Consider the following 23,626-nt stretch of genomic DNA (forward strand, 5'->3'; position numbering starts at 1 on the left):
AAATCGCCCCGGGCCAGATCGAAATTCCCGTGCGGCTCCGGAAGGCATGTTTTGCGCTTTGCGCGCTGAACTTGACGCTTTGCCTGATGGCGTATCTTGCGCACGTGTGGATTTATGATCAGAACGGCCTCGGCATCCCGACGGACTTTATCAGCTTCTGGGCTACCGGGCATCTCGCGCTCGATGGCTTTCCGGCACAGGCCTTTGACTGGGACATCCTGAAGCGGATCGAGGTCGCCAAGCTCGGTCAGGATTTTACCGGCAACTTTCCGTGGCATTACCCGCCGCCGTTCCTCTTCGTCGCATCCGTGCTGGCGCTGTTGCCCTATTCGGTGGCGTATCTCGGCTGGGTTCTCGCCAGCATCGTACCTTATCTTGCCGTCATGCGCGCAATCGTCGGCCACAACTTCGGCGTTCTGCTCGCGCTCGCCGCTCCATTTGTTATGATCAACGCGCTGGTCGGGCAGAACGGCTTCCTCACCGCGGCGCTGATCGGCAGCACGCTCTATCTGATCCCGATGCGCCCGGTGCTTGCCGGCATCTGCCTCGGACTATTGACATACAAGCCGCAATACGGGCTGCTGTTTCCGATTGTGCTGATTGCGGCGGGGCATTGGCGCGTGTTTGTCAGCGCCACCGTGACGGCGATCGCGATGTTCGTCGTTTCGTGGCTCGCCTTCGGCACCGAGAGCTGGCTGGCGTTCTTCCACTGGATGCCGAGATCCTCGCAAGCGATCTTGACCGAGGGCCAGGCGACATGGTGGAAGTTGCAGAGCATGTACTCGGTGGTGCGTTATTTTGGCGGCACCGAGCAACTGGCCTGGGCATTCCAGCTTGTCCTCACCGCGTTCGTTGCGGTGGTGCTGGCGCTGATGTGGCGAAGCCGCGTGCCCTATACCTTGAAGGCCGCTGCTCTTGCCGCGGGGACGCTGCTGGCCACACCCTATCTCGCCATCTACGACATGGTGGTGCTCGCCATTCCCGTCGCCTTCCTGGTCCGCATCGGATTAAGGGCCGGCTTTCGCGGCTACGAACTTCCGGCACTGGGCGGCGCACTCGTTCTCATCGCCTGCTACTTCACGGGCACGCCGACGGGGCTCGGCACCACACTGATTGTTTCAATCCTCATCCTCGGTCGTGCCGGTTCGTGGTGGCGGCGTGAGCCGGCGCTAGCCGTAGCTGCGGCGGACAGTCTGCCGTTTTGCCATGAGCAGCGAAACAAATGGCGGACGTGAAGGTATGCCACGCCACGCGGCGGGCGCAAAGTATGGGCCTTGAACCCTTTTTCGGAGTTAATGCCGAAAACGCTGTGGTGAGTCTGGACGCCACTCTTAGCCGATCCGAGAATCAGTCCTCGCGGAGAGCCATCCTGGGGCACAACAGCGTCTCAAATTTTTCCGGGACTAATTTGAATTTCTAGCGGGACTTCGTCGACCCCGTGCAAATACGGGCAAGGCACGCCAGAGCAGCTGCGTCTTACCGAGCAGCCGTGCAACGGTTGAGATACAGATTGGTGGGATCCCCCGCCCGCTCAGGCCATCGCGTATCTCACTACTCGGCTATTTGAAAACCCGGAACCGGCACTGGAAGGGTTCGCCCATCGCCAGATCGCCCAAGGCCTGACTTCCCTCGTCAACACGATGGCATCCGGCGACAGCGGATGGTTTTGCTCGACCGAGGTGCCAGTCAAGGCGCGCATCCGTAGCGTCGGGGCGATCGGCTCTTTTTTGAGCGACTATTCAAGCCGCGCTGCAACGGCGTCTGCTACATGTGGTGGGATGCTTTTCCCTCTCTCGCGCTTGGCGGCGATCCCAACCTGTCAATTCTCCACGATCTGCGCTAACTAATCACCATGGAGTGCATCCTGCATCTCGAGTCTCTGGCCTGCCAGGAAAAGCGCTGCACGGACTTGGGCATTGGCAACCGGGCCACCAAGAGAAGGTCGCCACGATCATCAACGGCTTCTGCACGCGCAATCCGAAGGCCGATGCCAGGCTCTTCGCCTATGCCAAATCTGCCCGCTGCGGATGCGTGCTTTGATGCCCTGCGGATGCCCACGGGCAGCAGATCAAAGCGTCGGGCCGGGCTCCCCGCGCGCTAGCCGTTTTGCGACCGGATGCGACTGTCTTACCTGGCCCTAACGCGCTCGACAGCAAGCGATGTCGGCTTCGGCAGGTCTCCATCAGGGCGTCCGCAGCCAAACTCGTTGCACCAGACTAGCGTGTGACCCGCGTTGAGATCCTCATTCTTGTTGTTGCCATAAATCTTGACGAGGTGTCCGAGTTCCGCGGTAACGACGACGGCAGCGCTGTATATCTGCTTCCCATCCTTGGAAAATACGAAAAGCTGACTTGAACCGGAGCCAATCCCCTCAATCGACATCTGCCTGTCAGTCTGTGGTTCAGCCTCAACGATGCCCTTGCCTACGACATTGATCCGGCCGATCTGCTCGTCAAACACCAGCACTTTGATCTGACCTCTGGCGAGTGAAATCTGATCTGTCGGGATAACCTCACGCGGTTGAGCAATTGCACCGCCAGACACCAGCAAGGCTGCCATCAAAACCAATCGCTTCATAAAAGCTTCCTCCTGAAAGAAGGTAGAGTACCACCATGGCTGGTGAGGGCGATGGAAATTAAGGATAAGTACCTGCTTCTCGTCCATTGCCACTTTTTCTCCCTAGGATAAAACGCGCTGGGACGGGCGCCATCGGAGGGACGGCTCCGGCGCTCTTGATCCCTTCTGGCGCCGGAACAGGCCGACGCCCCTGGTGATCAGCGTCAGTAGCAATTCGCTGTATCACCTCCGAGCCACCCGCAGACCTCCGAATTGGACTGCCGCCACTGCGTCACCGCCAATGGCTGCTTGCCGGAGTCGGCCGGCGCGGAGGATTGCCTGCTTCGCTCTTCCTCGAGGATCTGTGAATGCAGCTTCTGCATCTGAAGATTTCGCTCGAGCAGGGAGATCTTTCCGCCTTGAACCTGCTCGGCCAGCGATCTCCGCAAGGCGTTCTCCCGGTCGAGCAGCCCGGGAAACGGCAACAAGGGCCGCACCAGCTCCGTCGCCTTGATCACGCATGAGGCACGCGCCACAGCTTGCACGATTTGATCCGGAAAGGCATTGCGACATTCCGCCAGAGCAACGTTCAGGTTGGCAGGTGAGGATACCGGATCGGCCTGTTCCTCGACGGCCTGGCGAACCGCCCCGCAGGCGGACAGCATGATGCAGAGCGGCAAGGCGGCAAGGCGCCGTGCGTGCGGTGACCAGCGCTCCCGGTTGCGCTCCTTGCTCTGGAGACCGGATTGATCAGTCGGCCGCGACGGGCCCGTCATCGCGAACCCGCTCAACTGTCATGCCCGATTGAATCATCGGGCATGATGAGGGAACTACGGCCGAACACGGCCGGCCGCGTCCGGCATCGTCGTCCATCCATCCTCGAACGATCAGGCAATCCCGGTCAACGACGTCTGCTGGTGCAATGTCAGCCAGAACTCATCCAGCGTGTTCAGATTGACAGTTGCCGGATTGATGCCGCCGGCGGACGTCCCGTTCGTGTCGTAGGCGACCTGTCCCGACGTGCTGATCACGAGGTGGCCGTCATTCCACCACATCAGCGCGTTCTTGAGACCTTCGCCCTCGGCTTCCTTGCCGCCATTCCAGTCGGCGATGCCCGAGGATGGATCCGTCACGTCGACGTACTTCTGCCAGGCATTGCCGCTGGTCGACACCGCCGAGCCGGCGAGCTTGCCGCCGGACGTATCGATGATGCCGTTATTGTCGGCATCGACGGTGAAGCCATTGCCGCTCCAGGCCCCCTTGCCGGTCAGCCACATCACGGCTTCGTCGATCAGGTCGTTCGGCTCTGCCTTGCCGTTGTCGATATTCAGCTGCGCCGCAATGGTCTGCTGCAGCATGATGATGCGCGCATCACCGCTGGTGCTCGACGACAGGATCGACGCCGCCAACGCGTCCGAGATCAGCAGATCGTGGGCATCGTCGGCCACGCCGTTGTGATTGGAATCGCCGAGCAGGAGATTCCCGTCGTGCCGCGGATTGACATCCAGGGCCGAGAGCACGCCGCTGCTATAAGCGCTCTTGGTTGAATTGCTTTCCTTGCCCAGCGTCCCATCCCAGGCATCGGTATGACTGCCCCAGAATCCCTGTGTCAGCGTGCCGCCCTGCTCCGTGAAGGTGCCGATATAGCTCGAGGAATCGCTGGCTGTAGGCGTGACGGTATGATGAGCCGTATCGGTAAACGACCCGCTCGCCGTTCCCGTATTGCTGTAGTTGCCGAGGACGGAGGTCCCGGAGGCCGTGAAGATCCAGCTCTCGCCGACATCCAACAATCCGTTGTCGTTGATGTCGCCGACATTGTGAACGTGGTCGCCCTGCAGCACGGCGGTGGGCGAAACGCCGGGCTGATCGTCCGTCACGGCGACGTTCGCTAGTGCGACGTCGCCGGAATTCGTGACGGTGTAGGTCCAGGTAACCCCATAGCCCGCCAGGAAGCTGAGACCATCACCGGTCGACGTATGCATGGACGTCACAACGCCGTTCACGACAGTCACGGAGTCGACGCCCGTTGTCACCTTGTCGATAGCGATGGCGGGATTGACGCCGATGTAGCCGGACGAGTCGCTGGCCGTCGGCGTCGCCGTATGCCCGGCGCTGTCAGTGAAGCTGCCGCTCGCCGTGCCCTTGTTCGTGTAGGCACCGTCGATCGCGACCCCGGCAGCCGTGTAGATCCAGGTCTCGTTGGTGTCGAGCTTGCCGTCCTCGTTGGTGTCGCCGACATTGAAGCCGTCGCCGTTCAGCAGGCTCGTGGGCGTCACGCCCGTGTGATCATCGGTCACCGTCACATTGGACAGTGCGACATCGCCGGGATTGGTGACCTTGTACTCCCAGATAATGTTCTCGCCGGCGATGATGGTCAGGTTGTCGCCGGCAGCCCCCTTGCCGTCCGCCAGGACGAGATTGCCGTTCGCATCCAGCGTGCCGTCGACCGTCACCTTGTCGATCGCGATCTTCGGTGTCACGCCGATGTAGTTGGCTTGGTCGCTGTTTGTGCTGGTAGTCGTTCCGTATTGATCGGTTACGGTGCCGGTCACCGTCGCGGTGTCGATCTGCAGCTTCTGACCGTTGCCGCCTGGCTGCAACCCATCAACCGCTGTGGTCGACGCCGTGTAGGTCCAGGATTCGCCGAGGTCGATCAGGCCGTTATTGTTCGTATCGCCGCTTTGGTATTGAAAGCTGAGCGCCGGATCGTCCGTCAACGACGAGACCAGCATCTCTGGATTGAGATCGGACGCGTTGGGGACCGTTTCGTTGGTGACAACCACCTTGTAGTAGACGGTCGACCCCGCCAGCAGAGTCGGCGCGGCGTCGCTGCCGGCGATGGTGCCGTACACGCCGACGTCCTGCCAATTGGTGCCATCGACCGAAATCTGCTTGTCGATGCCCACCACCGCGACCGGCGTGGTGCCTGCGGGGCTTGTCGGCCCGACCGACCATTCCTCAAATCCCGCGTCCGCGTTGGAGAACTGCGAGTAGAGATAGATATAGGCTCCCGGGTCCGTCCCAGCGAAATAGGAATTCGGTATCAGGACCTTGTAGTCGCTGTGCCCGCTGCCCGATGACCACGCTGTCAGGCCGACGGACACATCGACGTCATCGCCGCCGCCGGTCTTCCCGTCCGCTCCGCCGTCCATGTCGTAGATTTGGGTCAGGCCGGCCAGCGAGGTGAGGTTTCCGGACGTCGCGGCATAGATCTGCAGCTTATCGAGGCTGATCGGATCGCTTTGCTCGTTCAGATCGAGACGGAATTCCCGATAGTCGACGCCGTTGACCGTGACGATCGGGACGGCGCTCAGCAGAAGGCTGTGATTGTGCTGCGGCGAGCTTCCGCTATCCTCAACGGGCGCGGCGTCGGTGTTGAAGGCTTGCTCGACGCCGCCTTCTTGCGGGCTTGCCTGAATCTGAACGAACGACGGGAAGATACCGGTGCCTGTCGACGTGTTGGTATCCCCGGTCAGAAACACGATGCCGTTGGTCAGATTTGCAGGAACGACGGCCGGCACCGGCGTGTGCGGGCTGTCCGTGAAGCTGGTCGTCACCATGGCGCCGGCAGTCTGATCCGTCGCGCTTAGGACAAAGGACTGGCCGGCAGCGTCCAGTCCGACCGCCCAAGAGGTCTGGATCACACCGTTGGCAGTCCCGTCAAGATCACCGGGACCGCCATCGGTGACCGTCCAGGGCTGGTTGGTCCCCGAGACGGCTGCTCCCGCCACGTCGCTGACATTGAATGTAACGGTATCACCCACGCCGACAGTCGCTGTGACGCTGGCGGTCGAACCGGGCGCATAGTCGGAAAGATCGGTCGCAACAGAAAGATTGGCGAGTGAAGAATCGGTGCCGAGAAGCGAAGAATCATCAACGAGAACATACGTGTTGGTGCTTGCATCGTACTTGTAAATGGACATGACAAAATCCCTGTAAGAACAACACAAAAATGGTCGCCAAGGCCCGGCCGTAATCGGCTCATCGTTGGTGAGGCGAAAGGACGGGTCGGGTGATGAACGCAAAGGGGCCGCGTGCATGCAGAGCGCATGTCAACCGTCTCGACCCAACTACGCTTTTTGGTAATGCAGATCGCCCTCCCCCTTGTGGGCGCAGAAATCGTGTTGGTAGAAAAATCGCTTTGGGCACAAAAATAGCGTCGGCGCGAACGGCACCGCCGCAACAATTTAATTCTAAGTATACTTTTGTTGCCTACGCAATAGAAACCTTGTGAGCGTGGAAGGGCTGCGGGCGCGGGCGCCACTTCGGCAGGAGACGCTCGCTACACAGTCATCTTGCCGAGATCTCAATCTACTCAGATGGGCCGCGGCGCCGTCAGGGCCTCAAGCCGCCACATGCCTCGCTTCGCCGCAAGAGGCCCCATATCGCTGCATTCGCTCAGCCGATCCTTGACGCCCTTTGCCCGTCCGCCAGGGGTTGGACAGGGGTGCTCCCTAGCGGGCACCGAAGGGATAGGTCGTCGCTCGCAATATCTGCAGGGGACCGAACCCGACACCCGTCGGCGATCCCGCAGTCATTCGCATCCGCCCGCGAACATGCGGACGAGCGATGACTGCCGGCCTCGGCACTATCGAAACTTCCCTCTTCTTCCTGACCGATTTCATGCTCTAGGATCGGATATTTCCGTCGGAACGTTCGCCCCATGCGCTCAACGAGCCCCCAGAGCGAAGCACGCAGCGAACGATCCGGCGTCAAGGGGATTTGAGATGACCGATCGCATTGCGCTCTTCATTGACGGAGCGAATCTGCACAACACCGTCAAGAGCCTCGGCTTTGAGGTCGATTTCCGGCGATTGCTTTCGGAGTTCGGCAAGTACGGACGATTGGTCCGCGCCTACTTCTACACCGTGGTGAAAGATAATGGCGAGTACACGAGCACAAGACCGTTGATCGATTGGCTTGACTACAATGGGTATGCTGTTCGGTCGAAGCCAGCCCGAGAGCACGACGACGGCGAAGGACGGCGAAAGATAAAACGCAACGTCGGCGTCGAGATTGCCGTCGACGCATTGGAGATCGCGCGTCGCATCGACCACGCATTCCTGTTTTCGGGCGACGGCGATTTGCGGGCCGTCGTCGAGGCAATTCGTCGGATGGGAGTCCGCGTGACCGTCGTCTCCAGCATCCGCACAAAACCTCCCATGATCGCGGATGAGCTTCGACGGCAGGCTGATGTGTTCCTTGAGCTCGACAGCCTGAGGCCATTGATCGAGCGTCCACCGTATCTGATCGCGCCAGAGTAACGCCTGCCCGATCTCGCCAAGGGCACAGCCCGCAACAAAGGGTACGAGACGGAAAGCACAGGCGGGAAAACCAGCCGCTCCGATAGCCAGCCCGTCGGGCGTGCGTCATGCTTCGCTCGCGACGCTCACGTCGTGCCAAAGCGGCGCAAAGATCACGACCGCGCTGGTCTCCGGCGATCGTCGAGTTGCGCACGCCCCAGCGGAAACGCCAGTATGACGCCGACGAATACGAACGGCAGGGAGAAAGCCAATGCGGAGATCGGTCGGTTGTCTGTTCCTGTTCCTGGCCACGACCACTGCAGCGATCGCTCACGCCGCACGATTTACCTGCGACGCGCCACGCGGCAAGCGAATCGAACTAGGCCCTTCAGGCAAAGCGAGCGACGCCCAGTGGATCGACGACGATCTGGATAACGTCCGACCAGCCGTTGTGGTCGATGGCCAGACATTCTCGGTGACGTGGGGAACGTCTGTTGCCCCCGAAGGCAAGGGAGCGAAACTCACAACCTACGTCTTCGCGGCCGCCCAACGTGATGCTGGGTCGATCTTTGCGACCCGGATGGACGAGACGACGGCCGAGATCTTCAGATTCTATTTCGGCAGCAATGCGCTCTACAAGCTGACCAGCCGCGCTGGAGACCTGTCGTCGGACAACAAGGCCCAGTCTCCTGTCGTAGCGACCTACATTGCGACCTGTCGGGAGCAATAGGCCGATGGCTGGCTGGCCCGCTCCTGTTAGGACCGGCTTAACCGACCTTTCTGTTTTGGCGAGGATGTTGCCAATTGCACCCGACGCGATTGATCTGCAATACCACTCTAAGTGGTTGAATTTTATTCAAAATCTAAAGATCTATTTTTCACAGGCCGATGACGGCTCTGGCCTCACTTAGGGCGGTTGTGTGACCGAAATGTCATAGGTTCTGGAACCTTCATTTGTTACGGTTTCGGTAGATTCCAATTAATTTTTTTGCGAGCAGGGGCGAATAATGAAACCGGCATACATCGTAATCGCGGGCCTCTGCCTAGCGGCCAGCCCGGCATGTGCTGACGGTTTTTCCATCAACGACGCACTGCGCCAGGCCATGCAAACCAACCCGGGGGTTGGCGAGGCGTCGGCGAACCGGCGTGCGACAGAAAGCGAGCTGAGGCAAACGCAGAGTACGCTTTTGCCGCAGGTGCGCATCGACGCCAGCTACGGACCGGAAAAGTTCGACCAGTCGCCGGGCGTTATTAGCCCGTCCTTGCAGGTCCCCACTGCGGGTTCAGGTCCCTGGCGGAACGGCAGTCAGGAATCGGTGGTTGTGCGACAGCTGCTCTGGGACGGCTTCACATCGATCCATGAGGTCTGGCGTCAGACGGCGCGCGTGAACGCTGCCGCCTCCCGCGTCAAGGAGCGCACCGAACTCTTGGCGCTTGACGCGGCCGAAGCTTACGTTGACGTCGTGCGCTACATGCGCCTCGTCAGCCTCGCGCAGCAAAACGTCGCCAACCACGAGAAGATTTTTGCAAACGTAAACTCCCGCTTCTCGGGTGGCCGAGCCGGCGAAGGCGACCTGGAGCAATCGCGAGAGCGTGTTGAGAATGCTCGCGCGGCCCTCGCGGAATTTCAGCGCAGCCTCGACGATGCCAGGGCAAAGTACCGGAAGGTGGTCGGCCTCGAGCCGGTCAATCTCCGTTTCCCGGCCCCGCTCGCAGGCTTGCCGCACAGCCGCGATGAAGCCTTGGCAACCACCCTGCGGTTCAATTCAACGATTGCGGCGGCGCAATCCGACGTCGATGCTGCCAAGCATGCGTTTCGGGCTACCGACGGCTCGTTCGGCCCGAAGTTCTATCTCGAGGGACGCGCAACCCACTACGACAACGCCTTCCCTTACGTCACGAACCCTGGGCTTCCCAGCGTGACCCATGAGGACTACAGCGGCAAGGTCGTGATGTCGTGGGACATCTTCCGCGGCGGCCAGGATGCCTGGAATCGCTCGGAGAAGGCGGAGCGCTACACCGAGGCAACCATGCGCCACGCCCGGCTGCAGCGCGACGCTTATGAATCAATCGACAAGGCGTGGAATGCCCGTACAATTACGGCAACGCGTATTGCAGCTCTAACGCGCCAGCTTGAGGCAGACAGAAAGACCATCGCGGCCTTCCAGAAAGAATACGAGCTCGGTCAGCGTTCCCTGATCGATCTGCTGAACGCGCAGAACCAATTCTTTAATGCGTCGGTCTCGCTCACCTCTGCTCGTGGCGTCGTCGTTTTCGCCGATTATCAGCTGCTGGCAGCGATGGGGACTCTGATCGAATATCTGAAGGCGCCTCCGCCGGTCGATGCTGCGCCGGTGGATGTGCTTCAGTACGGCTTGCCCCGCTACACGCTGCCGACCCTTCGCGTGAACTTGCCGCAGACTGGCTCCGAGCCGGTGCACGTTGCCGTTCCGGCACCCACTGCTGCGGTTCGACCCGCCAGGGCTTATGCGGAAGCTCAGCCGAGGAACAGCGGTTTCGCAGACCGCTGGCCCAGCTCGACGGCAACTGCGGCTGCGTCCGGCGCTCCCGAATGGGCCACGCAACAAAAGAGCGCCACCGACGGGCCGAACGTCATCTACGCCGATCCGTTAGCGTCGAACGCAAGCTCCTATGCTTCGACGAAGCCGCATTGGCTGCTGTCGGCCTTCCCGACCTCGGCTCAATAACGGCCGCGAATCAAGGCTAACGCTAGCGAAGGGGCCCCGAAACGGGGCCCTTTCGATTTCTTAATTAACTCTCAACGCAAGATTCAGTGTCTTCGTTCGCCCTTTGTTGTAATCTGGCTGAACTGACTGAACGCGATTTTTGAAGCTTTCCTTTCGGCTACCAAGGGTTTCCAAGTTGTTATTTCGAGCTCCTAAGCCGGCGGTTGACGCCGGCCAGCCGCCGTCGCTGGATAACCCAAATTCGAAGCCTGCCACGCAAAGCCGGCCGCGAGCGCTAGGCGATGATCCGCTCACGGCGTCGCTAACCTATCTCGCGGCTCACCACGGCCGCGCCGTCAGTCGCGAAGCCCTTCTCGGCGGTCTTCCGATCACGGACGGACGATTGACCGTTTCGCTCTATGACCGTGCTGCCAGACGCGCCGGCCTCGAGACCGAGGCCGTCAAACGCGACATCTCAGACATTCCCGCGTTGGTCCTGCCTGCCGTTCTCGTCATGAAGAACGGCACAGCACTTATCCTTCTCGGGATGGATCCTGCTAAGAAGACGATCAACGTCGTCGATCCGACCACACCGGGCGCCTCGCGCATAGCCGAAATCAAGGCGATCGCGGCGGACTATACCGGCTACGCATTCCTGGTCAGGGTCGCTCCCCAGGCCGACGCGCGGGCCGTCGCGGCAGGAGACCTCCCCAGCAGCCACTGGTTCTGGTCGGTCGTGAAGACGCACTGGCGCAGCTACGGGCATATCGCGCTCGCTGCCTTTCTCACCAACATCCTCGCACTGGCGACGCCGCTGTTTACGATGAGCGTCTATGACCGTGTGATCCCCAATGGAGCGATCCCCTCTTTGATCGCCCTTTCGATCGGGATGGGTCTCGCCATCGTCTTTGACTTCGTTTTCCGCATGGTCCGCAGTCGCATGATTGACGTGACCGGAAAGACCGTCGATGTCGTGCTGGCGGCCAACATCTTTGAGCACGTCATGGCGGTGCGGATGGCGCAACGGCCGACCTCCGTGGGAATTATCGCCAATCAGCTTCGGGACTTCGATTCAGTGCGCGAATTTTTCACGTCCGGAAGTGTGGTGTCAGCGACTGACCTGCTGTTTGCCATCCTTTTCGTTGCGGTGCTGTACATCATCGCCGGACCCTTGGCCTGGATCCCGCTTGTCATGCTTCCGCTTGTCATGCTGGTCGGCTTTCTGCTGCAACGTCCGCTTCATCGCGCGATGAAGCGCCTGCAGGCTGAGTCCGCCGCGCGGCATGGGGTGCTCGTTGAGTCGCTGTCCGGTCTCGAAACCGTCCGCGCGACCGGTGCCGAAGCCCGCATGCAGACGCTGTGGGAGCGCTCGGTCGCGGCAACAGCGCGATCGGGCGAGGACGTTCATTTCTGGTCGTCACTCTCGCTGACGAGCGCGAGCACGGCCCAGCAGATTACAAGCCTGCTTCTGGTCATCGTTGGCATCTTCCTGATCCTTGACGGCAAGCTGACGGTTGGTGCTCTGGTCGCTGCGAATATGCTTGCCGGCCGCGTTCTTGCACCGATCGCCGGAATAGCCAACGTGATCACCAAGGGAACGCAGACGATCGCGTCCCTCAAAGCGATTGACCGCATCATGTCGCTTGATCGGGAACGCTCTCCGCACCGATCGTATGTTTCAAGGCGGATTGAAGAGGGCCGGATTGCCTTCGAGAACGTATCGTTTGCCTATCCAAATGCGCCGGGCAATGCCCTCGATAAGGTCAGCTTCAAGATCGAGGGCGGCGAAAAGGTCGGTATTATCGGCCGGGTGGGATCGGGCAAGACCACAGTGGGCAGGTTGCTCCTCGGGTTTTACGAGGCGAAGGAAGGTCGCATTCTGGTCGATGGCGTGGACTCTCGCCAATACGACCCTTCCGACCTGCGAACTGGCATCGGCTTCGCGATGCAGGATACCGACCTCTTCTTTGGCAAGCTGCGCGACAATATCGCTCTCGGGAAACCGGAGGCCACGGACGAAGAAATCCTGCTCGCCGCGCGGCTCTCCGGCGTGGAGAACTTCATCGCCGGCCATCCGATGGGCTATGACATGCCGATCTCGGAAGGCGGCCGCAGCCTGTCCGGCGGTCAGAAGCAGGCGATCGGCCTGGCTCGCGTGCTGATCCGGAAACCTCGCGTGCTCTTCCTCGACGAACCGACCGCGCACTTTGATATTCGCAGCGAGCAAGAGTTCCTTGAGCGCCTTAAGGGTTTGCGCGACGAGCGTATGACCATCATTATTTCAACCCATCGTCTCTCGCTGCTGAACATGGTCGATCGGCTGCTGCTGTTTGACAATGGCCGCCTTGTTGCCGACGGCCCGCGGGACAAGGTGCTCGCCCTCCTGCAAGGAAGGCCCGCCGCCGCTCCCCCGTCGCCCGAGAATACGATTCAACCGAAATCCGCATAGCGAGCACTGTCCATGGGGTCTTCCGACTTCGCTTTTGCAAATGACGTTCGAGCCGCGGCGGCACTGCGGACGCCGCGCACCTCTCGCATGCTGCTGTGGACGTCTTGTGCGTTACTCGCAACATTCGTGATCTGGGCGCATTTTGCCGTGCTGGGTGAGGTCAAGCGCGGCAGCGGCCGCGTCGTGCCGTCCCGGCAGATTCAGACCGTTCAATCGCTGGAGGGTGGCATCGTTGGCGAGATCCTGATTCAGGAAGGTGCGATCGTGGAGCAAGGGCAGTCCCTGATGCGCATCGATGACACGAAGTTCGCCTCCGAGTTTGGCGAAATCCGGGAACGCCGTGCTGCAATGGCCGCCCGCGTGGCTCGCCTCGAAGCCGAGGCCAGAGGACGAACCGAGATCACGTTCCCGGATGACCTGGCGAAGATGGTTCCAGCCGCTGTCGCGACGGAGTCCAGCGTGTTCAAGATGCGAGCCCAGAAGGTCGCGCAGGACATCGACGTTCTGAACCAACAGGTCACCCGCCTCACCGGCTCCCTCAAACTGCTGGAGCGGGAGCAGACCCTTACGCGCAAGCTCTATGACCAGAAGGTCGTGCCCGAAATCGAGATGCTGCGACTTGATCGGCAGGCAACTGATATGAAGGGGCAGCTTGCCGAAGCGCAGTCGAAGATTGCCAACATCACGACGTCCTTCCGCTCACAGGCCGATGAAGATCTCGCCAAATCACGCAGCGATCTTGCGGTCCTCGACGAAAACATCAAATCCGCCCAGGATCGCGTGCGCCGCACGGATCTGAAGTCGCCGGTCCATGGCATCGTTAACAAGTTGAATGTCAACACTATCGGCGCCGTTGTCGCACCGGGGGCTAACCTCATGGATATCGTGCCACTGGACGATACACTGCTGGTGGAAGGTCGAATTCGGCCCCAGGACATCGCCTTCATTCGTCCCGACCAAGATGCAGTCGTAAAGATCAGCGCCTATGACTCTTCCGTCTATGGATCGCTGAAGGGGAAAGTCGAGCGCATCAGCGCGGACACAATTGTCGACGACAAGGCGGAAAGGTCCGACCGGCAGGAGACCTACTATCGGGTCATGATCCGAACCGACAAGAACCATCTGGGGACCGAGCAGCATCCGCTTCCGATCATTCCCGGAATGGTGACTACGGTGGAAATCCAGACCGGCGAGAAATCGGTGCTCGACTATATCGTGAAGCCGGCCCGCCTGCTGCGCGATGAGGCGCTCCGCGAGCGTTGAGCTTGCGGAGTTTTCTTAACCATCCGTCAATGCCGATCGTTCAAGTTTGAACGATCGAGCAAACCTGCGGTTGACTGCCTTTCCGACATTCCCTTCGCTCGCCCACCTCGCTTAACTCCGCTTAAGTCGCCAAGACGCCAGTCTGCGCCCCGATACCACCGGGGATGCAGATCGACGCGGAGACGTTGACGGTCCCCGACATTGGGGACGTCATATGAAGTCGCTGAAGTTTGCTTCGCCGGCGGTCATGGCCGTGGCAGCACTTTCAATAAGTCTTTGCGCAGCGCCTTCCGCGTTTGCTGTGGACGAGCTCTCTCTCGGCAAACCCGTCGGCGAGCTTGGGCCGGCTTCGGACGCCGCACCGAACCGCCCGCCTGCCACCTTCTTCACCATCACCGCCGTCCTGGCCAAGCTCGACCGGCAGCGCGGCCGCGGTCCGAACGCCATTCGCACCGCCTCGCTCACGCCGCCGAATACTGCGACCGACGCATTGCCCGCGGCGAAGCCGCTTCCGCCGGTCGGCACCGAGCCGTTTGGCCTATTCACCTTCCGCGCGCCCGAAAACGGCCTCTGGCGCAAGTGGCGCGGGCTCGAATCCGACCTGGCAAAGGAGCGCACCGTCCTCGAGCAATGCCGGGAGAATGCCGCCGGCTGCCCGCCCAATGCCGCGCAATTCCTCCGCCTGATCAACGCGGTCAAGTTTAAATCCGGACGCGACCGGTTGGACGAGGCCAACCGCGCCGTCAACCAGGCGATCCGCTATGTCAGTGACTTCACCCAGCACGGCGAGGCCGACCGCTGGACCGCACCGCTCGCCACCTTTGCGACCGGCAAGGGCGATTGCGAGGACTACGCCATCGCAAAGTACATCGCGCTCATTGAAGCCGGCTTCGCGCGCGAGGATCTGCGCCTGGTGCTGGGCCGCGATCGCGCCATCCGCCAGGATCATGCCGTGCTGGCCGCGCTCCTGGATGGCCATTGGCTGATCCTAGACAGCCGTCGCTCCGAACTGATTGACGATGGCGAGCTCGGCAATTTCACGCCGATGTTTGCGATCAACGGCCGCGGCGTCCAGTTGTTTGCTGCACCCTACGCCAAGCGGCTCCCGCTCGACGATGGGCTCGACGCGACACCAGCGGCCGCCGATGCGGCCGACGCCGAGTGGACCGGCGCGGAGTCGGCGGATGCAGCAAGCCCCCTCCCGGGCTTCTTGCCACTGTTCATGTAGGCACCCGCGAGCAAACCAAATCCAATAAAAAAATCCGCGGAGTGAACTCCGCGGATTTTCGCTTCAATAGTAAGCCAGCTTACATCGTATGAATATTTGCGGCAGCCGGCAGGCCGGTGCTCAGATGAGCAAGATCCACCTTGTCGCTGCCCGTGCCATTCGCCGAATACCAGAGCTCGCCGGTCGTATTGTTGAAGAAGAACTTGTTGGCGCTGTTACTCTCGTTCCAGGCACTCGCCGCATTCTCATCGGCGCCAGTCGCAGCAGCGCTGTTGAACTGCCCAGCGGTGATCGCGGTCGAAGTCCCGATCGTGAGATTTTGGCTTGCGACGTCGACAACGATCTGGTCGCCCAGGGCGGAGAAGTCGCTGATGTTGTCGTGCCCACCTCCCGAACTTTGCAGAACGAAGACGTTGTTGCCGCCACCGCCGCTCAGCGCGTCGTCACCAGCACCTCCGATCAGCGTGTCGTTCCCGAAGCCGCCGTTGAGGGTGTCATTTCCTCCGCCACCGATCAGGATGCTTCCACCTGGAGCCGCGGTAAGGATATCGGCGTATTGCGTTCCGATAATATTCTCGACACCCTTGATAACATCTCCGGTCGCTGCCTGACCGACAGTTGCGGCAACCGTATCCGTCTCCGCCGAGAGGTTGATCGTTACGCCAACGCCTCCCGTCGTGTTGCTGTAGTCGACAGTGTCGCCGCCGCCGGTACCGCCGATCAAGGTATCAGCGCCAGCCGAGGCGGCGAGAACCTCCGGCGCACCGTTTGCGCCAGTCAGTTGGTACCCGCTACCGGTATGAGTCCCCTGTAGCAAGACGGTCAGATTGTCGGAGCTGGTGAAGTGATCGCCATCACCATCCGTGGTGGTCAGGTTGAAATTCAAAGCTGTATTGCCGACGGTCACCTGCTCGTTGAACTGGAAGCCGGTGATGACGATGCTTGAGTCTTCTGAACCGCCGGTGGCGACGTTCTTGATGTCCACCTCATAGAAGTTGCCGAAGACCCCGCTGGTCGTGCCGGTACCACCGGTTCCGCCCGTGCCCCAATGCGCGGCATCGACCAACAGCGTTGACCCGTCGGGCAGGACCACGTTCTCGCTTGCGATGAAATTATGGTTCTGGTCGTACAGCGTAACCAGGAAGTGCTCGCTCGTTGTCGTCGCCTTGCCGACGACGAGGCTGAAGGCACTCTGCTGAGCGCCGAACTTGAAGAAAATCGTCTCGCCTGTCTCCAGATTGGAGTTGTGCAGACCCATACCATTCTGGTCTTTGGAGATACGGTTTCCGTCGCCGCCACTATTCGCGTTCGGATTGGTATTTGTGTCCGAGTACCCATCGATAAGCACGTCGAATCCGGAAGTCGGATCGTTGCCGCTACCATAAGTGACGGTTGCGCCATTGATCGTGATGTAATCGGCTGGGCCGTTATTGATCTGGGTCAACACGTTAAAGGTCGTTGTCGACTGAAGCGTGTTGGTGTCGAGATGGAACGTGTACGTCCCATCGATGTTCACGTTCAATTCAAAGAACGGCGTTACCGCGCTCGGATCGGTGAACGCAAACATTTCCCCCGAATGGGTCACCGGATCGTACGTCGTATATTCGTAGAATGTGTACGATGACGTCCCGTTGTCGACGACCACTTGCTTGAGGTCGTGTCCGCCCACATCGGGTGCATCCGTCAGCGTGTAGGTGATTCCATTGATCGTTCCTGTCGTCAGCGCGACACCAATCGCGTTGGTCAGGCTCGGTCCGTCCGCACCAAAGATCGGCTGCCAGGTACCGTCCACCTGAGTGTTGCTCAGGTTCGGCATGATCGCATCCTGGATCGCCGTGATCGTCGGGCCGTCGTCGTGCACCGTGATCTGCGGGCCGAGGTCGATCTTCTGGCTCGCCGTATCGCCGTCATTGTCGGTCACCGTCGCCGTCAGCGCCACCAGGTTGGCGCCAAGCGTCGTGCCCTCGTTGCTGTCGGTGTTCGCGTCGGCCGAGGCCTCCTTCACGCCGCGGTCGATCTCCATCGTCACGCTGCCGGTCCCGTTCACCGTCAGCTTGAACACCGTGGTGTCGACGCCGCCGATCGTCACGTAGCCGTCGACCTCGGTCGCGCTCACCTGCTTCAGCAGCACCGTGGAGTTCGTCACCGAGTCGACCAGGTTGGTCGTCGCGTTGGTGATGCTCAGCCCATAGGTCAGCGACTGCTGGCCGTCCGCACCGGCATGCACCGTGAACGCCGCCGCAAAGCTCTCCGTGTCGGTGGACGAGCCGGCCGGCGCCTGCCCCGACCCGATCACCGGGATGAAGCTCTCGTCGACCGACAGCGTGTTCAGATTACCCGATGCCGTGATCGTCGGACCGTCGTCGTGCACCGTGATCTGCGGGCCGAGGTCGATCTTCTGGCTCGCCGTATCGCCGTCATTGTCGGTCACCGTCGCCGTCAGCGCCACCAGGTTGGCGCCAAGCGTCGTGCCCTCGTTGCTGTCGGTGTTCGCGTCGGCCGAGGCCTCCTTCACGCCGCGGTCGATCTCCATCGTCACGCTGCCGGTCCCGTTCACCGTCAGCTTGAACACCGTGGTGTCGACGCCGCCGATCGTCACGTAGCCGTCGACCTCGGTCGCGCTCACCTGCTTCAGCAGCACCGTGGAGTTCGTCACCGAGTCGACCAGGTTGGTCGTCGCGTTGGTGATGCTCAGCCCATAGGTCAGCGACTGCTGGCCGTCCGCACCGGCATGCACCGTGAACGCCGCCGCAAAGCTCTCCGTGTCGGTGGACGAGCCGGCCGGCGCCTGCCCCGACCCGATCACCGGGATGAAGCTCTCGTCGACCGACAGCGTGTTCAGATTACCCGATGCCGTGATCGTCGGACCGTCGTCGTGCACCGTGATCTGCGGGCCGAGGTCGATCTTCTGGCTCGCCGTATCGCCGTCATTGTCGGTCACCGTCGCCGTCAGCGCCACCAGGTTGGCGCCAAGCGTCGTGCCCTCGTTGCTGTCGGTGTTCGCGTCGGCCGAGGCCTCCTTCACGCCGCGGTCGATCTCCATCGTCACGCTGCCGGTCCCGTTCACCGTCAGCTTGAACACCGTGGTGTCGACGCCGCCGATCGTCACGTAGCCGTCGACCTCGGTCGCGCTCACCTGCTTCAGCAGCACCGTGGAGTTCGTCACCGAGTCGACCAGGTTGGTCGTCGCGTTGGTGATGCTCAGCCCATAGGTCAGCGACTGCTGGCCGTCCGCACCGGCATGCACCGTGAACGCCGCCGCAAAGCTCTCCGTGTCGGTGGACGAGCCGGCCGGCGCCTGCCCCGACCCGATCACCGGGATGAAGCTCTCGTCGACCGACAGCGTGTTCAGATTACCCGATGCCGTGATCGTCGGACCGTCGTCGTGCACCGTGATCTGCGGGCCGAGGTCGATCTTCTGGCTCGCCGTATCGCCGTCATTGTCGGTCACCGTCGCCGTCAGCGCCACCAGGTTGGCGCCAAGCGTCGTGCCCTCGTTGCTGTCGGTGTTCGCGTCGGCCGAGGCCTCCTTCACGCCGCGGTCGATCTCCATCGTCACGCTGCCGGTCCCGTTCACCGTCAGCTTGAACACCGTGGTGTCGACGCCGCCGATCGTCACGTAGCCGTCGACCTCGGTCGCGCTCACCTGCTTCAGCAGCACCGTGGAGTTCGTCACCGAGTCGACCAGGTTGGTCGTCGCGTTGGTGATGCTCAGCCCATAGGTCAGCGACTGCTGGCCGTCCGCACCGGCATGCACCGTGAACGCCGCCGCAAAGCTCTCCGTGTCGGTGGACGAGCCGGCCGGCGCCTGCCCCGACCCGATCACCGGGATGAAGCTCTCGTCGACCGACAGCGTGTTCAGATTACCCGATGCCGTGATCGTCGGACCGTCGTCGTGCACCGTGATCTGCGGGCCGAGGTCGATCTTCTGGCTCGCCGTATCGCCGTCATTGTCGGTCACCGTCGCCGTCAGCGCCACCAGGTTGGCGCCAAGCGTCGTGCCCTCGTTGCTGTCGGTGTTCGCGTCGGCCGAGGCCTCCTTCACGCCGCGGTCGATCTCCATCGTCACGCTGCCGGTCCCGTTCACCGTCAGCTTGAACACCGTGGTGTCGACGCCGCCGATCGTCACGTAGCCGTCGACCTCGGTCGCGCTCACCTGCTTCAGCAGCACCGTGGAGTTCGTCACCGAGTCGACCAGGTTGGTCGTCGCGTTGGTGATGCTCAGCCCATAGGTCAGCGACTGCTGGCCGTCCGCACCGGCATGCACCGTGAACGCCGCCGCAAAGCTCTCCGTGTCGGTGGACGAGCCGGCCGGCGCCTGCCCCGACCCGATCACCGGGATGAAGCTCTCGTCGACCGACAGCGTGTTCAGATTACCCGATGCCGTGATCGTCGGACCGTCGTCGTGCACCGTGATCTGCGGGCCGAGGTCGATCTTCTGGCTCGCCGTATCGCCGTCATTGTCGGTCACCGTCGCCGTCAGCGCCACCAGGTTGGCGCCAAGCGTCGTGCCCTCGTTGCTGTCGGTGTTCGCGTCGGCCGAGGCCTCCTTCACGCCGCGGTCGATCTCCATCGTCACGCTGCCGGTCCCGTTCACCGTCAGCTTGAACACCGTGGTGTCGACGCCGCCGATCGTCACGTAGCCGTCGACCTCGGTCGCGCTCACCTGCTTCAGCAGCACCGTGGAGTTCGTCACCGAGTCGACCAGGTTGGTCGTCGCGTTGGTGATGCTCAGCCCATAGGTCAGCGACTGCTGGCCGTCCGCACCGGCATGCACCGTGAACGCCGCCGCAAAGCTCTCCGTGTCGGTGGACGAGCCGGCCGGCGCCTGCCCCGACCCGATCACCGGGATGAAGCTCTCGTCGACCGACAGCGTGTTCAGATTACCCGATGCCGTGATCGTCGGACCGTCGTCGTGCACCGTGATCTGCGGGCCGAGGTCGATCTTCTGGCTCGCCGTATCGCCGTCATTGTCGGTCACCGTCGCCGTCAGCGCCACCAGGTTGGCGCCAAGCGTCGTGCCCTCGTTGCTGTCGGTGTTCGCGTCGGCCGAGGCCTCCTTCACGCCGCGGTCGATCTCCATCGTCACGCTGCCGGTCCCGTTCACCGTCAGCTTGAACACCGTGGTGTCGACGCCGCCGATCGTCACGTAGCCGTCGACCTCGGTCGCGCTCACCTGCTTCAGCAGCACCGTGGAGTTCGTCACCGAGTCGACCAGGTTGGTCGTCGCGTTGGTGATGCTCAGCCCATAGGTCAGCGACTGCTGGCCGTCCGCACCGGCATGCACCGTGAACGCCGCCGCAAAGCTCTCCGTGTCGGTGGACGAGCCGGCCGGCGCCTGCCCCGACCCGATCACCGGGATGAAGCTCTCGTCGACCGACAGCGTGTTCAGATTACCCGATGCCGTGATCGTCGGACCGTCGTCGTGCACCGTGATCTGCGGGCCGAGGTCGATCTTCTGGCTCGCCGTATCGCCGTCATTGTCGGTCACCGTCGCCGTCAGCGCCACCAGGTTGGCGCCAAGCGTCGTGCCCTCGTTGCTGTCGGTGTTCGCGTCGGCCGAGGCCTCCTTCACGCCGCGGTCGATCTCCATCGTCACGCTGCCGGTCCCGTTCACCGTCAGCTTGAACACCGTGGTGTCGACGCCGCCGATCGTCACGTAGCCGTCGACCTCGGTCGCGCTCACCTGCTTCAGCAGCACCGTGGAGTTCGTCACCGAGTCGACCAGGTTGGTCGTCGCGTTGGTGATGCTCAGCCCATAGGTCAGCGACTGCTGGCCGTCCGCACCGGCATGCACCGTGAACGCCGCCGCAAAGCTCTCCGTGTCGGTGGACGAGCCGGCCGGCGCCTGCCCCGACCCGATCACCGGGATGAAGCTCTCGTCGACCGACAGCGTGTTCAGATTACCCGATGCCGTGATCGTCGGACCGTCGTCGTGCACCGTGATCTGCGGGCCGAGGTCGATCTTCTGGCTCGCCGTATCGCCGTCATTGTCGGTCACCGTCGCCGTCAGCGCCACCAGGTTGGCGCCAAGCGTCGTGCCCTCGTTGCTGTCGGTGTTCGCGTCGGCCGAGGCCTCCTTCACGCCGCGGTCGATCTCCATCGTCACGCTGCCGGTCCCGTTCACCGTCAGCTTGAACACCGTGGTGTCGACGCCGCCGATCGTCACGTAGCCGTCGACCTCGGTCGCGCTCACCTGCTTCAGCAGCACCGTGGAGTTCGTCACCGAGTCGACCAGGTTGGTCGTCGCGTTGGTGATGCTCAGCCCATAGGTCAGCGACTGCTGGCCGTCCGCACCGGCATGCACCGTGAACGCCGCCGCAAAGCTCTCCGTGTCGGTGGACGAGCCGGCCGGCGCCTGCCCCGACCCGATCACCGGGATGAAGCTCTCGTCGACCGACAGCGTGTTCAGATTACCCGATGCCGTGATCGTCGGACCGTCGTCGTGCACCGTGATCTGCGGGCCGAGGTCGATCTTCTGGCTCGCCGTATCGCCGTCATTGTCGGTCACCGTCGCCGTCAGCGCCACCAGGTTGGCGCCAAGCGTCGTGCCCTCGTTGCTGTCGGTGTTCGCGTCGGCCGAGGCCTCCTTCACGCCGCGGTCGATCTCCATCGTCACGCTGCCGGTCCCGTTCACCGTCAGCTTGAACACCGTGGTGTCGACGCCGCCGATCGTCACGTAGCCGTCGACCTCGGTCGCGCTCACCTGCTTCAGCAGCACCGTGGAGTTCGTCACCGAGTCGACCAGGTTGGTCGTCGCGTTGGTGATGCTCAGCCCATAGGTCAGCGACTGCTGGCCGTCCGCACCGGCATGCACCGTGAACGCCGCCGCAAAGCTCTCCGTGTCGGTGGACGAGCCGGCCGGCGCCTGCCCCGACCCGATCACCGGGATGAAGCTCTCGTCGACCGACAGCGTGTTCAGATTACCCGATGCCGTGATCGTCGGGCCGTCGTCGTGGAACGTCACATGGGTGCCGACATCAACGTTCGCACTCGCGGTGTTGTTGTTATTGTCGGTCACCGTTGCCGTCAGCGTCACAAGTCCCGCCGGCAAATGCGTACCTTCGTTGATATCGCTTCCTACCTCGCCGGTGCCCTCATGCATGGAGCGCAGATCGGTGAGCGTAATGTTGCCCGCCGCATCCACCGAGATCGTGAAGTTAGCGAGGCCGCTCTGCCCCCCTTCCCGGCCAACGACCTGACCGTTCTCCAGGAACAGGAATACATGGTTGCCGGTCCGCGAATCGATCAAACCGGAATCAACGCCTTGCGAGCTAATCGACAGCGCAAAGGTCAGCGACTTCTGTCCGCCGGGCACATCGATCGTGAACGGCACCAACCCGGATGCCACCGTCGATCCTGCGGGAGGCTGCCCCGAACCGGCAATACCGTTGGTCGCAGCGGACAGGAAGCTCTCGTCCACCGCAAGCTCCGGCACAACGCCTGCGGAAATAGTGGGAGCGGGAGCGGTCGGTTGTGTGAGCACAAAGCCTGTCGGTAGCGTGATCGTGAAATTGGGCAACTCCTCCTGCGGCGCCAATTGATTGGTGGGCACAGGATCCAGCGCATCAATCGCAAACGGACTGAAATTCGCGCCTGACGCCTGGGCGTTGCCGTTCGCGTTGCCGCCATTGTCGGCTGCCGGCAGCACGGAGGTGTCCGTGGTGATCGGAAACAGAGTTGCAAACTCTTGGCCCGAGACGTCGCGCCCGGGCGCCATCTCAACCGTGATGTTGCTGAGTGGATCCGAGCGCGAGTCGAAGAACGGCTCGACAGTCACGGTCGACTGGTTGTCGAACAGGATGATCAGCTTTTCGCCGATGTGGACCAAGGTGATTTTTTCGTTCGCGATCGACGAAAAATCGACCTGCACCTTCTGGTCGTATCCAAGATTGACGATGACCGCCTGATCGGTCAGCGGCTTCGTCAGCTTGTAGATTCGTACGGGAGTGGAATTCGCGGAATTTCCGGTGCCGGTGGCCTGAGCAACCTGAAACTGACCCTGCATTATCAACTCCGAAAAAACGATTAGAGGAAAGCTTGTCGAAAAATTTAGATTTAAGCTATTGTTAACCCCAACCACGGTCAAGAAATCTATTTGGTTAATCAATACTTTCCGTCGCAGTGTGGTAAAGATCGGACAGGCCTGGTCTGAAAGAACAAAGGCTTAGCCAGGTCGACTTGGCCCACCGGCCGTGTA

Annotated in this window: 11 protein-coding genes; 7 read left to right on the forward strand and 4 right to left on the reverse strand. The window is 61.7% G+C overall.

Features of this window, described 5'->3' with window-relative positions:
* The first annotated feature begins 86 nt into the window (after positions 1–86).
* Positions 87–1,235: a glycosyltransferase family 87 protein gene (locus MTX23_RS24135; RefSeq protein ID WP_280972667.1), complete on the forward strand. Its 1,149-nt coding sequence runs from the start codon at positions 87–89 to the stop codon at positions 1,233–1,235.
* Between the two features lie 892 nt (positions 1,236–2,127).
* Here MTX23_RS24135 and MTX23_RS24140 read toward each other — a convergent pair.
* The 3 genes from MTX23_RS24140 to MTX23_RS24150 form a co-directional block, all read right to left on the reverse strand.
* On the reverse strand, positions 2,128–2,664 hold the full coding sequence (locus tag MTX23_RS24140; protein ID WP_280972668.1) for a pilus assembly protein N-terminal domain-containing protein: 537 nt from the start codon (positions 2,662–2,664) through the stop codon (positions 2,128–2,130).
* Between the two features lie 116 nt (positions 2,665–2,780).
* Positions 2,781–3,347 (reverse strand): hypothetical protein, encoded by a 567-nt coding sequence (locus tag MTX23_RS24145; RefSeq protein WP_280972669.1) that lies wholly within the window; start codon positions 3,345–3,347, stop codon positions 2,781–2,783.
* Positions 3,348–3,443: 96 nt separating this feature from the next.
* A complete protein-coding gene (locus tag MTX23_RS24150; protein ID WP_280972670.1) occupies positions 3,444–6,479 on the reverse strand; it encodes a hypothetical protein in 3,036 nt (1,011 codons plus the stop codon).
* An 804-nt stretch (positions 6,480–7,283) separates the two neighbouring features.
* On the opposite strand from MTX23_RS24150, the gene MTX23_RS24155 reads away from it, so the two are divergent.
* From MTX23_RS24155 to MTX23_RS24180, 6 genes are all read left to right on the forward strand, one after another.
* Positions 7,284–7,820, forward strand: coding sequence for an NYN domain-containing protein (locus tag MTX23_RS24155; protein ID WP_280972671.1), 537 nt, complete (start codon positions 7,284–7,286; stop codon positions 7,818–7,820).
* A 250-nt stretch (positions 7,821–8,070) separates the two neighbouring features.
* Complete coding sequence (locus MTX23_RS24160; protein ID WP_280972672.1) at positions 8,071–8,529, forward strand: hypothetical protein; 459 nt, start codon at positions 8,071–8,073, stop codon at positions 8,527–8,529.
* Positions 8,530–8,806: 277 nt separating this feature from the next.
* Complete coding sequence (locus MTX23_RS24165) at positions 8,807–10,507, forward strand: TolC family outer membrane protein (RefSeq protein WP_280972673.1); 1,701 nt, start codon at positions 8,807–8,809, stop codon at positions 10,505–10,507.
* A gap of 226 nt (positions 10,508–10,733) precedes the next feature.
* Complete coding sequence (locus MTX23_RS24170; RefSeq protein ID WP_280978167.1) at positions 10,734–12,935, forward strand: type I secretion system permease/ATPase; 2,202 nt, start codon at positions 10,734–10,736, stop codon at positions 12,933–12,935.
* Positions 12,936–12,947: 12 nt separating this feature from the next.
* Positions 12,948–14,198, forward strand: a complete 1,251-nt coding sequence (locus MTX23_RS24175; RefSeq protein ID WP_280972674.1) for an HlyD family type I secretion periplasmic adaptor subunit — start codon at positions 12,948–12,950, stop codon at positions 14,196–14,198.
* Between the two features lie 301 nt (positions 14,199–14,499).
* Positions 14,500–15,426: a transglutaminase-like cysteine peptidase gene (locus MTX23_RS24180; RefSeq protein ID WP_280972675.1), complete on the forward strand. Its 927-nt coding sequence runs from the start codon at positions 14,500–14,502 to the stop codon at positions 15,424–15,426.
* Positions 15,427–15,505: 79 nt separating this feature from the next.
* On the opposite strand, the gene MTX23_RS24185 is transcribed toward MTX23_RS24180, so the two are convergent.
* Complete coding sequence (locus MTX23_RS24185) at positions 15,506–23,434, reverse strand: DUF5801 repeats-in-toxin domain-containing protein (RefSeq protein WP_280972676.1); 7,929 nt, start codon at positions 23,432–23,434, stop codon at positions 15,506–15,508.
* Positions 23,435–23,626: the final 192 nt, after the last annotated feature.

The sequence above is a fragment of the Bradyrhizobium sp. ISRA436 genome, from assembly GCF_029910015.1.
GTDB lineage: Bacteria > Pseudomonadota > Alphaproteobacteria > Rhizobiales > Xanthobacteraceae > Bradyrhizobium.